Genomic DNA, 13,915 nt, shown 5'->3' with positions numbered 1-13,915 from the left:
TGTGGCAGGGCAGGGCGACCCTCTCCGCCCGGCTGGTGCGGGCGTCGATGATCGCGGCGACGGCGGTGTGGGACTTCATCCTGCTCGACCGGACTTCGACCTGGCTGCCGGTGCTGCGCTGGGTGATCGTCGTGCTCGGTGTCGTCGTGGCGACCGCAGTGGTGATGGGCGTCCACCAGCTCCGCAAGGCCGTGCTGGTGACCGGCGTCGCGACGGTGTTGACGCTCGGCCTCGGCTCCGCGGCCTACGCCGTGGACACCGCTTCGCTGGCGCACAGCGGATCCATCCCGACCTCCGGCCCGGTGAGCGACGCGATGGGCGGCGTCATATTCCCGGGCCAGGATTCCGCGAGCACCGCCGTGGGCGACCTCCTCGCGCGGACGACCACGAAGTGGGCCGCGGCGACCACCGGTTCCCAGTCCGCGGCCTCCCTCGAGCTCGCCAGCGGGAAGTCGGTGATCGGCATCGGCGGCTGGAGCGGCACCGACCCGGCACCGACGCTGGCGGAGTTCCAGCAGTACGTCGCGAACGGGGACGTCAAGTACTTCGTCGACGGCGGACGCGGCGGCGGACGCGGCGGCGGTTCCAGCGAGATCACGACGTGGGTCACGGCGACCTTCACCGCCACCACGGTGGACGGCCAGACGGTGTACGACCTGACCACCTGACGCCCGTCCCGGCCGCGATGAACGGACCGGTGATGGCGTTTTCCGCCATCACCGGTCCGTTCATCTCACGCGCCGCCGGGCACAGCGGGAGCGAGATGCGGCAGGTCGTGCCCGAGCCGGTCCCGCTTCGCGGTGAGGTAACGGATGTTGTGGTCGGTGGCCTCGATCAGCAGGGACACCCGCGAGGTCACCGAGATCCCGTGTTCCTCGAGTGCGCGGACCTTGTCGTCGTTGTTCGGCATCAGCCGCACCGCCGAGACCCCGAGGTGCTTCAGCACCCGCACGGCCGGGCCGAAGTCGCGGACGTCGACCGGCAGGCCCAGCGTGAGGTCCGGGAGCAGCCCGGACCGGGTGAGCAGCAGCACGGCTCCCAGCTCCAGCAGGACCGCCTGACCGGCCACCCGTTCGAGCACCACCGCGCGGACACCGCGGCCGACATCGCCGGACTGCCGTCCGTGCGCCACCGCGCGGTGGACGTCGCCGAGCACGCCCGCGGGCAGGACCGCGTTGAGGAACAGCGCGCGGTAGTAGTCCTCGACGGCCTTCGACAACGGCAGCCGCAGGCCGACGCGACGCGCGACCAGGCACCAGCGACCCGCGCTGAGCACCGTGGTCAGCAGCCCGATCCCGAGCGCGGCCAGCACCGAGGGCACGGTGATCACGCGCAGCCCGGCCACGAACGCGCCGGTGCCGAACCGCCACCCGAGCACCCCGAGGACGGCCACCCCGGCGAACGTCCGAAGCCGCGGCCACAGCCTGCCGGTCACGACTCCATCCCCGCGGGGATGGCCAGCAGGTCGGAGTGCTGGACGACGACGCGCAGGCCACCGGCCGCGTTGGCGTCGAGGTGGCGGCGCAGGTAGCCCTCGGCGTGCGGCGCGAGGTCGGGCCGCTGGACGCCGGCCGCGCCGACCCAGCCGCGCAGCCACTCGCGGATCAGCGCCGGGTCGCCGGGCCCGAGCCGCCACGGGCTGGACGCCGTCCGGACGACCGCGCCCCGGCGGCTGAACGTCTCGGTCGCGGCGGCGACGGCGTCCGGCCCGAGCAGCCTCCGGCCACCGGCACGGCGACGCTGGTGGGCGTTGAACGCGGCGGCGAACTCGGCGTCGAGCGAGTCCGACGGGGAGAACGAAACCCGGCCGACGACCGAAAGCGTGAACAGCGCCGGGACACCCGCCTCGGCGCACGCGGTCGCGAGCGCCTCGACCTCGTCGAAGGTGAGCAGGTCCAGCAGCGCGGACGCGGTCACCAGCGAGGTGCCCTCGAGGTCGGCCGCGCGGAGTTCGGTGAGGTCGCCTTCACTGGTCTCGACCGTCACCCCGTGGGCGACCAGGCTCGCGACGGCCCGGCCGAGCAGCTCGGGGTCGCGGTCGTGCAGGACCCAGCGCTGCTTGCCGCCGAGCCGGGGCGAGAGCCAGCGGCCCTGCGAGCCGGTGCCGCAGCCGAGGTCGCGTACGACCAGCCGGGACTTCCCGGCGAGGTGGGCGCGCAGGGGCTCCAGGAGTTCGGCCGAGCGGGCGGCGGTGTCGGCGGGCTCGCGCAGGGCCAGCCAGTCCGCCCCGAAACGCGGCGAGCCGGGGATCGCGGGCCGCGGCTCACGCAACCGCTCCAGCACCCCCGCCATGCGCTGCGACGTGGATTTCCACTCCTCCAGCATGCCGCGGCGATCGCCCGCGGAACGCCGGAGACGGCGCCGCACATCGGGTTCGCCGAACCAGTGCCGCAGCGCCGTCGCGAGTGCCCCGACGTCGCCCGGCGGCACCAGCATTCCGGGCACGATGCCCTCGTGATCGGCCCCGAGGGTCTCCGGGACGCCGTCGACGGCCGAAGCCAGCACCGGAATCCCGCGTGCCAGCGCCTCGGTCACGACCATGCCGTACGTCTCCGCGCGCGTCGGCAGCACCACGAGGTCGGCGCTGGCGTACGTCGTCTCCAGCGGCAGGCCCAGCCGGGGACCGGCGAGCCGCAGCCGGTCACCGAGGTCGTGCCGCACGATCAGTTGCAGCAGCCGCGTGACGTAGGCCCTGTCCCGGCGGAACGGTCCGACGAGCTCGCAGTTCCACGGCAGGTCGGCCACCGCGGCCAACGCCTGGACCAGCACGTCCTGGCCTTTGCGCGGGGTCACCGAGGCGACGCAGACCAGCCGCGACACCCCGTCGGTGCCGGGCGCGAGCGTGCGCCCGAACGCGACGCCGTCGGTGAGCTCCGGCCTCGGCCAGGCGCCCTCGGCGGCGATCTCGTGGACCGTCCAGCCGAGCTCCGCGAGGCCTTGGCAGACGCGGCGGTCATAGGCGTTGCCGCCACTGGGATCACTCGGGTCGTCGATGTCCCCCGGCACCACGATGTACACGTCGGCGGTCATAACGCGCGCTCGTAACTCGCCAACGCGAGAGGGGATTCGCGCAGGGCGACCGTGATCCCGGCCAGCCGGCGGGCCCCTTCGCCGAGCGCGCCCGCGTGCACCTGGCGCGCCAGCCTGTCGGCGACCACCTTGGCCAGGAACTCCGTCGAGGTGTTGACCCCGGCGAACTCGGGCAGCTCGTCGAGGTTGCGGTAGTTGAGGTCGGCGAGCACGCCGCCGAGTTCCCGCGTGGCCAGCCCGATGTCGACGACGAGGTTGTCGGCGTCGAGTTCGGCACGGCGGAACGTCGCGTCGACGATGAACGTCGCGCCGTGCAGCCGTCGCGCCGGGCCGAACACCTCGCCGCGGAAGCTGTGGGCGACCAGCACGTGATCGCGGACGGTGATGCTGAACAAGAGGACACCTCTCAGGGATAGACGATTCGGTGGCACAGCGCCGGAAGCTCGCCCGAGGCGAGGCGCGGCATGACCCGCGGCAGCTCCGCGAAAGCACTTTCGCCGGTGAGCAAGGCGTCGAACCGGGGATCGGCCAGCAGACGCAGAGACAGCGCCAGCCGGTCTGCGAACGTCCGCCGCGCGCGCCGGGCCGGGGACACCGAGCCGACCTGGCTGCTTCGCACGGTCAGCCGTCGAGAGTGGAAGAACTCGCCCAGCGGCAGCGTGACCCGGCGGTCGCCGTACCAGCTCAGTTCGACGACCTCGCCCTCGTGCCCGAGGAGCTCCAGCGAGCGCGCGAGACCGGCCTCGGTGGCACTGGTGTGTAGCACGAGGTCGCAGTCGCCGTCGGCGTCGCCGGGCAGCGCGAAACCGGCGCCGAGCGCGTCGGCGACCGAGGCGCGCGACGGGTCGGTGTCGACCAGTTGCAGCCGGACCCCTGGCAATCCCGCCAGCACGGCCGCGACACCGCAGCCGACCATCCCGGCACCGACCACCGCGATCCGGTCACCGACCAGCGGCGCCGCGTCCCACAGCGCGTTGACGGCCGTCTCCAGCGTCCCGGCCAGCACGGCACGCTCGGGCGGCACGTCGTCCGGCACCGGCGTCACCGCGGAAACCTTGACCACGTAACGGGTTTGATGTGGATAGAGACAGAAGACAGTACGGCCGAGCAGATCCGGCGGGCCCTGTTCGACCAAACCCACGTTGAGGTAGCCGTACTTGACCGGCCACGGAAAGTTGCCTTCCTGGAAGGGCGCCCGCATCAGCTTGTACTGGCTTTCGGGCACTTCCCCGCGGAACACCAGGGTTTCCGTGCCCCGGCTGATCCCGGAGTACAGCGCGCGGACCACGACTTCGTCCGGGCCGGGCTCGGCCACGGCCGCGGTGCGGATCTCGCCGGTCCCCGGAGGATTGAACCAAAAGGCCTTCGCCGTACGTGTCACGGTCGACCTCCTCGAACGCTGGGTGGCACAGGTGAACCTAGGGGCCCGGATGACGACCAGAGTTACACCAGCAACACGAGCGACACTCGGCTTCGGTTCACTCGGGCGGGAACAAGTCGCGTGGGCCTGACCGCGGCCGGCTGGCTGGCCGGAACGGGCTACGCGGCGACGTTGCTGACGCTTGTCGTACGCGCCGCGCGTCCCAGCTCGCTGGGCCCGGCCGACCAGGTGACGCTGGCCAGGGCGGTGCTCGTCGGGGGCGTGGTCGCGTTGGTCGCGGGGCATCCCCACGGCGGCATGCCGACGGCGGTGTTCGTCTCCCTGACCGCGGTGGCGCTGAGCCTGGACGCGGTCGACGGACAGGTCGCGCGGCGCACGGGGACGGTGTCGCCGAGGGGCGCGCGGTTCGACATGGAGGTCGACGCCTTCCTTATCTTTGTCCTGAGCGCGTACGCCGCGACCTTCCTGGGCGTGTGGGTGCTCACGATCGGCGTCCTGCGCTACGCCTTCGTCGCGGCCGGGTGGGTGCTGCCCTGGCTGTGCGGGCCGCTGACGCCGAGTTCCGCGCGGAAGGCCGTCGCCGCGATGCAGGGCGTCTTCCTGCTGGTGGCCGTGTCGGGGCTCGTTCCGTACGCGGTCGAGCCCGGGGTGGCCGGGCTCGCGCTGGCCGCGCTCGGGTGGTCGTTCGGGCGCGACACCCGCCGGTTGTGGCTGGATCGGCGCGGAACCGACAGCAAGATCACAACTTCGGCTCAGGCGCACCACAGGTAACGAGCGGACTCTGGAGTCAGGGACACATACCCGCTGGCTCTTCGAGGAGGACGTCATGGTCGGGACGGGGCGGCAGGGGCACTATCCGAGCTGGCACACCGCGAGCGCGCAGGGGCCAAGGACAAGCAACGCCGACGCGGTGGGCGCGTTCGCCGCGGCCGCCGGACCGGGGATCGTGTTCGCGCTGGCCGACGGCGTCGGCGACGACCCCGGAGCAGCCAAGGCGGCACGCACGGCGGCTTCGGTGGCGGTCAGGACACCCGTGGCGGAAGGTCCGGTCGCGGCGGTGCTCGCCGCTCAGCGTGCCGTGCGGGAGCTCGGCGGGACCGGTGACAGCGTCCTCGTCGTCGCGATGCCCACGGCGGGTGGCTACCGGGTCGCCTGGGTGGGTGACGCCCGTGCCTACGCGTGGGATGGGTTCGTCCTGCGCCAGGTCACCACCGATCACACGCTGGCGGAGTACTTCCGCGCGCAGGACCAGCCGACCGCGCCGCATATGGAACACATCGTCACCACCAGTGTCCGTACGGCGCACGAGAACGAGATCGGCACGGCGGAGGTCGCCGGTGGCGGCCTTCTGCTGACCAGCGACGGCGTGCACAAGGCACTCACCGTCGCCATGATGGCCGCGATCCTCGCCGAGCCCGGCAAGGCTGCCGCGGCGCTGACCGAAACCGCCATCGCTGTCGGTGGCACCGACAACGCGACTGCGATCTTCGTCGAGCCGCCGCCTTCGGACCTGGTCACCGACCGGTTCACTCTGGCTGCTTGACCGGCTGCGTCCGCTCCCGCCTCAACTGGCGGTACTCCCTGAGTACCAGCACGATGATGATCAGGTCCAGTGCGGCGAAGAACGGCAAGGCGATCGAGTGGGTGTGGATCGCGCGCCAGACCTCGTAGACGACGAACGCCGCCAGGACCACCGCTGCTACCGGGTAGGCGCGCACGATCTTGCGTGCCAGAGCTACCACCAGTGCCAGCTTGATGAGGCCGTGGGCCAGGAGGTACACCACTGCGAATGTCTTGGATGTTCCGTCTGCGAAGGTCTCCGCTGCCAGTTGGAGGTGTTTTGCCAGGGTTCCTTGGGGGTCTCCCAAGAGGTCTCTCGTGATTGCTGCGTGGGCGAAGCCGGTTACCGTTGATGCCGGGATGAACGCAAGTAGGATTCCTCCTATCAGCTGCAGGGCTCCGTCTAGGCCTTTGATTGCTATTGCTACGCGGAACAGCTTCTCTGTTGTGTTTGCTTTGGGCATGTTGGGGAGCCTGCCGTATTTGGGGGTGGGTTTCAAACGCGGCTTCGCCGGGGCGTGGGGGATCAGCGCTCCAGTGGTCACGTGCCGCTTGCCTTGGCAGCGCCGATCCCCCACGCAGCGGGTTCCCTTGGCAGGCTTGGGTTTCTGGTCGGTTGTTCTTTGTGGACTTTGGGTGGAATTCACCCGATTCAGCGATGACCTCGAACACATGTTCGGGTATTCTGAACCCTATGACCTACTCCACCCACATCGCCGCCATCGGGAACATCCGGGCCGCGATCGCTCGGCTGCAAGCCGACGAAGTCACCGAAATGGCTCGTGCCATCGAGACCGGCGGATCACGCCGGTCCGTCACCGCCGACATCGCCCTCGAACTAGCCGTCTCCCAGTACCACGCTGGAGCCGACATCACCCGCGCCGTCGCCCTCACCACCCGGCTCCCCTGCACCTTCGCCGCGTTGAAGCGTGGTGCCATCGACCTGTACAAAGCCTCCAAAGTCGTCGACCCGACCCTCATCCTCTCCGACGACCTCGCGAACCGGGTCGACGAAGTCATGGCCACCCGACTCGCAGGTAAAGACCCCAGCTCCATCCGCGCCGCCGTCAACCGCGTCATCCAGAAACTCGACCCCGACGGCTACCAGGACAGAGCCCGAGCACGAAGACGCGACCGACACATCGCACTCATCCACCAAGACGACACCATGGCCACCCTCACCGCAGACCTGCCCGTCGAACAAGCCAGCGCCATCTACACCTCCCTCGACCGCGCCGCCCGCGCCCTACGCCGCACCGACACCACCCGCACCCTCGAACAACTCCGCGCCGACGTCTTCGCAGACCGGCTGCTCGCCGCACGCGACGGTGACCCCTCCCTCAAAGCCGACATCCACGTGTATGTCGACCTCCTCACCCTGATCGGGTTGAACGACGACCCTGCTGAACTCGCCGGATACGGCGCGATCCCGGCGTGGCTTGCCCGCCAGATCGCGACCGAACCGAACTCCACCTGGAACCGGTTGATCACCGACCCGGACACCGGGCAACTGCTCAGCGTCGGCCGCGACAAATACCGGCCCCCGACAGACCTCGACGCGTTCATCCGCGTCCGCGACCGGGAATGCCGCACCAACGGCTGCCACCGACCCGCCCACCACTGCGACACCGACCACTCCATCCCCTGGGCAAGCGACGGCGAAACCTCCCACACCAACCTCACCGGCCAATGCAGAAACCACAACCTCGTCAAAGAAGAACCCGACTGGACCTACACCACCACACCCAACGGCACCCTCACCATCACCACCCCCTCCCGTCGCACCCACACCAGCCCACCACCCGCACTCCACGAACCCCGCACCCCAGCACCCTTCTGACCAGGTCAGGCCAAGAGACTCCGACAGTCCGGGCAGGTGTGGTGCCGCACGGTCTCGCCCAACGGATCCTTGCCGTAGAAGGGAAAACAAGCCGCCCCACACAAGGACAGAAAGACGGCGCCGCACCGCAAAGGCCGCGGCCCGACATTGTGCGCGACAGGCAGCGCACGCCATCGAGCCCCGGCTTCGGGTAGCCAGCCGTCCCCAGGCAGGTGGGCGAGGATCTCGGCATCGAGTGCGTCCGATCGCCGGACCAGGTCCGCGCCGAGGTCGCGCAGAACATCAGGCCGGACGCCGTCCTCGCTCATGTTCTGGAGCAACCAGCCGATGCCGGTGGCCAGTGACGCGTGCAGGTCCTTGATCCTGTCGGGCAGCCGGTCCTCACCGTCGGTCACGAACGGCTCAGCCAAACGACTTCACAGGGCAGGCAGGTCGGATCGAACCAGCGGCCGCCCAGCTGCGTGACGTCATGGCGGGCAACGGTAACGTCGTCGCCGCACAAAGCGTGAAAGGTTTCCTCGGGACGCGGAGCGAAAGGGCCGTCAAGCGCATGACGTTTTCCTTCGGCTTGTTGCCATCTCAACACGATTTTCTCCCCTGAATACGAATCTCCGCGCACAAGTGAAGTTCATGCTTCACGGCATGGCAAGGCTTCCGATCGTGGCAACGAGCAGTTCGTACTCTGTGCCAATGAATGCATCTTCCGCCACGCCCCGTGTCCGCGCTCTCGCGGCCGCTATCCGCGAAGCACGGCGAATGAGTTTAAGTACTGGCCTGCTTGAGTACGAAAGAACCGCAACGTCGATATTCGAATGGACGGCGGCGGCGATTCACGGAACGCTGCAGACCTCCGAATACGCTGACGCGATATTTTCCCATGGAAGACTCAGCAGGAAAGAGATCGAAACCCCGGCTCAAGGTTCGCCTCGATCGCCGGTCGATTCTGATCGAGGGAAGGTTCGGGACGAGCTCCGCGCCCCCTGAAACTGCCCCTGAAGGCCACCTTCACGGCGTTTTACGCCGTGAAGGTGGCCTTCAGGGACCACTAACTAACCAGCGTCGAGCAGCGTCGGCGGAGCCGCGGCGGCCGAAGTACCCCACGAGGTGGGCGTCGAGCTCAGCGCGATCTTGATCTTGCCCGCCCGCAGCAGATCCTCGTGACTGATCCAACTCGTCGCGAGATCACGATTGCGGACCTGCACCGAGGACACGTACTGCAGCTTCGCCGCACTCGCTCCCGGCGCCTCGATCGACACCTTCCGGCCGTGCTCGGGCTTGATCTCCACCTTCTCGAACATCGGCGCGCTCAGCAGGTACGTGCCGGAACCCGGCTGCGCCTCGAACACTCCGGCCATCGCGAACACCAGCCACGACGAGATCGTGCCGAGGTCGTCGTTGCCCGGCATGCCATACGGCGTGTCGGTGAACAACGTCCGCGCGGCGCGCATGACCGCAGAGGTCTTCCACGGGGCGCCCGTCCACGCGTACATCCAGGGTGCGTGCAGGTCGGGCTCGTTGTTAGGGTTGAACGCGAAATTGTTGTGGTAGTCGTACGCGCCGTGGACCCAGGAGTCCTTCGCCGCCTTCGCCGGGTCGGCCAGCAGGGTCGGCATGTCGAAGAACGTGTCGAGCCGCTTCTCCGCGTTGGCCGCTCCGCCCATGAGACCGAACAGCGCGGGCGTGTTCTGCTGCGCGAGCCACTGGTACTGCCACGGCGTGCCCTCGTGGAAACCGGTCGACTTCGCCGGGTCGGGGTCGCCGACTCCGGTGCCGTCCTCGGCCTTCGTGCGGGGGAAACCGTGGTAACCCCTGGACTGCACGCTCGTGTCCCACAGCTTGGTGAAGTTGTCGCAGCGCTGCGCGAGGGTCGCCGCCTTGTCCTTCTCCCCCAGGCCCTTCGCCATCAGGGACAGGGAACAGTCGGCCAGCGCGTACTCCAGCGTCGCGGAACCGGCCTGCCGGGTGTCGCCGAACGTGTAGCCCGGGACGTCGAGGTAGCCGATCCAGCCGTTCTTCACGTAGCTCGGGTTGCCGTCGCGGCCGCGGAACTTCGACTGGTCCGCCGGAACATCGTTGGCGTTGTGCCACAAGGCGTTGAACAGTGCCCGCGCGGTCTTCTTGTCGAGCAGGCCGCGCTGGTAGTTGTCGACCACCCAGGGGGTGACCGGGTCGCCGCTCATCACGTTCGTCTCGCCGCCGCCGAGCGCCCAGCGCGGCACCCAGCCACCGTCCTGGTAGATCCTCAGCACCGACTTCGTCATGTCGGCGGCCTTGTCCGGATGCAGCAGCGCGACCAGCTGGTTCTGTGAGCGATAGGTGTCCCACAGCGAGAACATCTGGTAGTACGGCGTATCGCTACGGTGGACCTTGTCGTCGAAGCCGCGGTACTGACCGTCCACATCGGACCCGACGGACGGGTGCAGCAGCGAGCGATAGAGCGCGCTGTAGTACGTCCGCTGGTCGGCGAGTGTGCCACCGGCGACCCGCAGCCGGTTGAGCTCGTCGCGCCAGGTCTTCGACGCGGTGTCCTTGACCTTGTCGAAACCCTTGCCGACCTGCTCGGCCGTGCGGTTGAGCCGCGCGCCGTCGACGGAGGTGTAGGACAGGCCGACCGAGGAGCCGACCTGCTTGCCCGCGGCCGGGTCGAAGGTCAGCCACGCGCCGGTGCGCCCGCCGCTCAGCGACGCGTCGCGGGCACCCGCGGTGAGCTTGCCGCCGCTCCAGGTGCCGAACGAGGAGAACGAGCGGTCGAACTTCGCGCTGAAGTAGACCTTGTAGCGCTCCTTCTCGGTCTCCCAGCAGAAGTTGCCGCCCTGCAGCCAGCCTTCGACCGTGTCGTTCCCGACGACGTGCACGTCACCCGCGTAGGTGTAACCGTTGCTCTCACCGACCTCGATCATGACGTTCTCGGCGGCCGCGGCGTCCGGGTAGGTGTAGCGGTGCTGGCCGGTGCGCTGGGTGGCGCTCAGCTCGGCCTTCACGTCGTACTTGTCGAGCTTCACGGAGTAGTAGCCCGGCGAGCGGGTTTCGTTGGCGTGGCTGAACTTCGAGCCGTACTGCGCCGGGTCGGACGAGATGACCGCGCCGGTGGTCGGCATGAACCGGATGTTGCCCATGGTCTGGCAGCCGACGCCGGACAGGTGCGTGTGGCTGAAGCCGAGGATCGTGTCCTGGGCGTAGTCGTAGGAGGCGTACTTCTTCAGCTGCGTGTCGGGGCTGAGCTGCACCATGCCGAACGGCGTCGTCGCGCCGGGGAACGTGGTGCCGTCGCCGTTGTTGCCGATCGAGGTGTCGACCAGCGTCGTCGGGTCGTCGGCGAACTTCGGGCCGCGATCGGCCGAAGCGGCGGGCGCGCCGGCGACGGCGGCCCCCATCGCGAGGCTCACCAGGGCGGCGAAGACGCGTTTCCGCGTTCTCATACGCGAGATCCTTCCCATGACAACGTTGTCAGAAGCTGTCTTTAGATCTTTGCCCGCCGGGCGCACGTGCGTCAAGACTCCGTTAGTCGGGCTTGCGGACAGGTTTGGTTGCCGGGTACATTAGTCGAGTAACTAACCAATGGACCCGGCGGAGGTGACCGTGCTCGACGAGGGCACTCCCCTGTTCACCCAGATCGCCGAACAGGTCGCCGGGGACATCGCCGACGGCACCCTGGCCGAGGGGGACAGGGTGCCGTCCACCAACGAACTCGCCGCGTTCCACCGGATCAACCCGGCGACCGCGGCCAAGGGGATCAACATGCTCATCGACGACGGGGTGCTGGAAAAACGGCGCGGTATCGGCATGTTCGTCACCACCGGCGCTCGCGAACGGCTGCTCGAGGGGCGCCGCAAGCAGTTCGCGGAGCAGTACCTCGACCCGATGCTCATTGAGGCCCAGCGGCTCGGCATCGACATGGGCACGCTGATTTCGCTGATCCGAGGGGGAACGGCATGACTTCGACCATCTCCGTGACGGGCCTGACCCGCCGATACCGGAACCAGACCGCACTCGACGACGTCAGCGTCGAGATCGAGGAGAACACCATCACCGGGCTGCTCGGGCGCAACGGCGCGGGCAAAAGCACCTTCATGCGGATCGTCACCGCCCAGGAGTTCGCCGGCAGCGGCACCGTCCGCGTGTTCGGCGAGGACCCGATGGAGAACGACGGCGTCCTGCGGCGGACGGTGTTCGTCCGCGAGGACCAGCAGTTCCCGGACTTCAAGGTGCGGCACGCCATCCGGGCCGCGTCGTGGTTCCACCCGAACTGGGACGCCCGGTTCGCGGACTCCCTGCTCACCGACTTCGAGCTGCCGCGCGACCGCGCGATCAAACGCCTCTCACGCGGGATGCGCTCGGCGCTGTCCATCACGATCGGCCTGGCCGCGCGCGCGGAACTCACCCTGCTCGACGAGCCCTACGCGGGCCTGGACGCGGTGGCGCGGCAGCTGTTCTACGACCGGCTGCTCGCCGACTACACCGAACATCCGCGCACGATCCTGCTGTCCACGCACCTCGTCGACGAGGTGGCGGACCTGCTGGAGCGGGTCGTCATGTTCGACCGGGGCCGGGTCCTGCTGGACGCCGCGGCGGACGACGTGCGAGGCGGCGGAGCGACGATCAGCGGCCCGGTGACAGCAGTGGAGGACTTCGTCGCGGGCCGCCGGGTGCTGCACCGCCGGAGCATCGGTTCCCGGACTTCGGTCACGGTCTCGGACTACCTCGACGCGGCCGATCGCGCCCGCGCCGCCGCGCTGCACCTGAAGCTGGAACCCCTTTCGCTGCAACAACTCCTGGTCCACACCTCGGGCGGCCCGGCCGATCTGGAGGCGACCGCATGACCACCCTCGTCAAGGTCACGCGCTATCACCTGCTGGACCGCCTGCAGTACGTCGTGCTGCCCGGCGGCATCACCCTCTTCTCCTTCCTCGTGAACCTGACCGTGTTCAAGATGTTTCCTCCCCCCGACGGCGATTCCTACAGCGGCGGGCTGGTCACGCTCTACATCTGGCTGTTCATCCCGGCGACGCTCACCGTCACCAAATCGCTGCCGTTCGGTTTCGCGCTGGGCCTGAGCAGACGTGTTTACTATCTCGGCACCCTGCTGCTCATGGTGGGACTCTCGACGGCGTACGCGCTGATCATCACCGCGCTCCAGGCGATCGAGCGCGCGACCGGCGGCTGGGGGACGTCACTGCACTTCTTCCGGATCCCGTGGATCTTCGACGGGGCACCGTTCCAGACCTGGCTGACGTCGTTCGTGGTGCTGGCACTGGGATTCGTCTACGGCCTGTGGTTCGGGCTGGTGCACCGGCGCTGGCAGGTCGTCGGGCTGCTGCTGTTCATCGCGGCCCAGGTCGTGGTGCTGCTCGGGGCGGCCATGATCGTGACGGGGGCAGGCCTCTGGGGCAAGGTCGGCGAGTTCGCGAGCACACTGAACGTCTACGACCTGACCGCGGTACTGGCGGCGGTGACCGTCGTGCTCGCGGTCGGCGGGTTCGCCACGATGCGCCGTGTCACTGTCTAGCTTCCCTTACCAGCAAGGAGAATTACCATGGTCATCGCCGCTGTCGTGATGTCGCTGATGCTGGCCGCGCTGTTCCTCGCGCTGGGCACGGCGAAACTGCTCAAACAGGCCGACATGGTCGCCAGGACAACACATCTGGGTTACTCCGCCAAAACTTGTCAGCTCATCGGCGCGCTGGAGATCGCGGCGGCCGCGGGCCTGGTCGCCGGACTGTTCTGGCGGCCGCTGGGCATCGCCGCCGCCGTCGGGCTGGTGGCGTTGCTCGTGGGCGCCACGATCTCCCACCGCCGCGCGGGGGACGGCCCGAAGGAGGTCTTCCCGTCGGTGTGGGTCGGCCTGGTGGCCGCGGCGACGGCCGTCGTCGGTGTTGCGTCGCTCTAGCGCTTCGCGCCTTCGCGGGGACGTCCCCGAAGTGTCATGAAAGGGTCTTTCCTGACACTTTTTGCCCTGAAAGACCCTTTCATGACACTCGAGTGAGCTAGGCGACGTGGGTGGGACGGCCCGCCAGGAGGGTGGCGGTGATCGGCATCGTGCGCAGGTCGGCGGCGGACAGGGTCGCCGGGTCGGCGGCGGCGATCACCAGGTCGGCGACGTCGCC

Annotated in this window: 16 protein-coding genes and 2 pseudogenes; 9 read left to right on the top strand and 9 right to left on the bottom strand. The window is 68.8% G+C overall.

Translation table 11 applies throughout. The annotated features are described in order from the left end of the window. Positions 1-668, top strand: a pseudogene (locus QMK34_RS44245) (glycosyl transferase); the annotation flags it as partial. Between the two features lie 65 nt (positions 669-733). Here the strand turns inward: QMK34_RS44245 and QMK34_RS44240 are convergent. From QMK34_RS44240 to QMK34_RS44220, 5 genes and pseudogenes are all read right to left on the bottom strand, one after another. Further along, entirely contained in the window at positions 734-1,435 is a 702-nt protein-coding gene (locus QMK34_RS44240) for a lysylphosphatidylglycerol synthase domain-containing protein (RefSeq protein ID WP_442785352.1), read from the bottom strand. After that, on the bottom strand, positions 1,432-2,292 hold the full coding sequence (locus QMK34_RS44235) for a class I SAM-dependent methyltransferase (RefSeq protein WP_326420827.1): 861 nt from the start codon (positions 2,290-2,292) through the stop codon (positions 1,432-1,434). Before QMK34_RS44235 ends, QMK34_RS44240 begins: the two co-directional genes overlap by 4 nt. 60 nt (positions 2,293-2,352) lie before the next feature. Further along, positions 2,353-3,030: pseudogene (locus QMK34_RS44230) on the bottom strand (glycosyltransferase family 4 protein); the annotation flags it as partial. Next, positions 3,027-3,425, bottom strand: a complete 399-nt coding sequence (locus tag QMK34_RS44225) for a 6-pyruvoyl trahydropterin synthase family protein (RefSeq protein WP_326420826.1) — start codon at positions 3,423-3,425, stop codon at positions 3,027-3,029. The gene QMK34_RS44225 and the pseudogene QMK34_RS44230, both read right to left, overlap by 4 nt. Before the next feature lie 11 nt (positions 3,426-3,436). After that, positions 3,437-4,411: a zinc-dependent alcohol dehydrogenase gene (locus tag QMK34_RS44220; RefSeq protein ID WP_326420825.1), complete on the bottom strand. Its 975-nt coding sequence runs from the start codon at positions 4,409-4,411 to the stop codon at positions 3,437-3,439. 120 nt (positions 4,412-4,531) lie between these two features. On the opposite strand from QMK34_RS44220, the gene QMK34_RS44215 reads away from it, so the two are divergent. Then, complete coding sequence (locus tag QMK34_RS44215) at positions 4,532-5,182, top strand: CDP-alcohol phosphatidyltransferase family protein (RefSeq protein WP_326420824.1); 651 nt, start codon at positions 4,532-4,534, stop codon at positions 5,180-5,182. 55 nt (positions 5,183-5,237) lie between these two features. Beyond that, a complete protein-coding gene (locus QMK34_RS44210) occupies positions 5,238-5,954 on the top strand; it encodes a PP2C family protein-serine/threonine phosphatase (protein ID WP_326420823.1) in 717 nt (238 codons plus the stop codon). On the opposite strand, the gene QMK34_RS44205 is transcribed toward QMK34_RS44210, so the two are convergent. After that, positions 5,938-6,435, bottom strand: a complete 498-nt coding sequence (locus tag QMK34_RS44205) for a DUF2127 domain-containing protein (RefSeq protein ID WP_326420822.1) — start codon at positions 6,433-6,435, stop codon at positions 5,938-5,940. The two genes, QMK34_RS44210 and QMK34_RS44205, sit on opposite strands and share 17 nt — an antisense overlap. 230 nt (positions 6,436-6,665) lie before the next feature. Between QMK34_RS44205 and QMK34_RS44200 the strand changes: the two genes are divergently transcribed. After that, positions 6,666-7,811, top strand: coding sequence for an HNH endonuclease (locus QMK34_RS44200; RefSeq protein ID WP_326420821.1), 1,146 nt, complete (start codon positions 6,666-6,668; stop codon positions 7,809-7,811). Positions 7,812-7,816: 5 nt separating this feature from the next. Here QMK34_RS44200 and QMK34_RS44195 read toward each other — a convergent pair whose 3' ends face one another. Together QMK34_RS44195 and QMK34_RS44190 are read right to left on the bottom strand one after the other, a co-directional pair. Then, positions 7,817-8,206 carry a hypothetical protein gene (locus tag QMK34_RS44195; protein ID WP_326420820.1) on the bottom strand — a complete coding sequence of 130 codons (390 nt, stop codon included), beginning with the start codon at positions 8,204-8,206 and terminating at the stop codon, positions 7,817-7,819. Then, entirely contained in the window at positions 8,203-8,397 is a 195-nt protein-coding gene (locus QMK34_RS44190; RefSeq protein ID WP_326420819.1) for a zinc finger protein, read from the bottom strand. Before QMK34_RS44190 ends, QMK34_RS44195 begins: the two co-directional genes overlap by 4 nt. A 44-nt stretch (positions 8,398-8,441) precedes the next feature. Here QMK34_RS44190 and QMK34_RS48165 point away from each other — a divergent pair, with 44 nt between their 5' ends. Next, positions 8,442-8,795, top strand: coding sequence for a Scr1 family TA system antitoxin-like transcriptional regulator (locus QMK34_RS48165; protein ID WP_442785353.1), 354 nt, complete (start codon positions 8,442-8,444; stop codon positions 8,793-8,795). A gap of 65 nt (positions 8,796-8,860) precedes the next feature. On the opposite strand, the gene QMK34_RS44185 is transcribed toward QMK34_RS48165, so the two are convergent. Further along, positions 8,861-11,230, bottom strand: coding sequence for a GH92 family glycosyl hydrolase (locus QMK34_RS44185; RefSeq protein WP_326420818.1), 2,370 nt, complete (start codon positions 11,228-11,230; stop codon positions 8,861-8,863). Positions 11,231-11,369: 139 nt separating this feature from the next. On the opposite strand from QMK34_RS44185, the gene QMK34_RS44180 reads away from it, so the two are divergent. The 4 genes from QMK34_RS44180 to QMK34_RS44165 are packed head-to-tail and all read left to right on the top strand — an operon-like array spanning position 11,370 to position 13,698. Continuing rightward, positions 11,370-11,747, top strand: coding sequence for a GntR family transcriptional regulator (locus tag QMK34_RS44180; RefSeq protein WP_326420817.1), 378 nt, complete (start codon positions 11,370-11,372; stop codon positions 11,745-11,747). After that, positions 11,744-12,631, top strand: coding sequence for an ABC transporter ATP-binding protein (locus tag QMK34_RS44175; protein WP_326420816.1), 888 nt, complete (start codon positions 11,744-11,746; stop codon positions 12,629-12,631). Before QMK34_RS44180 ends, QMK34_RS44175 begins: the two co-directional genes overlap by 4 nt. Continuing rightward, on the top strand, positions 12,628-13,317 hold the full coding sequence (locus tag QMK34_RS44170; RefSeq protein ID WP_326420815.1) for an ABC transporter permease: 690 nt from the start codon (positions 12,628-12,630) through the stop codon (positions 13,315-13,317). The genes QMK34_RS44175 and QMK34_RS44170 overlap by 4 nt, the downstream gene beginning before the upstream one ends. A gap of 27 nt (positions 13,318-13,344) precedes the next feature. After that, complete coding sequence (locus QMK34_RS44165; RefSeq protein WP_326420814.1) at positions 13,345-13,698, top strand: DoxX family protein; 354 nt, start codon at positions 13,345-13,347, stop codon at positions 13,696-13,698. Positions 13,699-13,915 lie beyond the last annotated feature (217 nt).

The organism is Amycolatopsis sp. H20-H5, from assembly GCF_035828755.1.
Classification (GTDB): Bacteria; Actinomycetota; Actinomycetes; order Mycobacteriales; family Pseudonocardiaceae; genus Amycolatopsis.
This window is presented reverse-complemented; position numbering and strand designations above follow the sequence as displayed.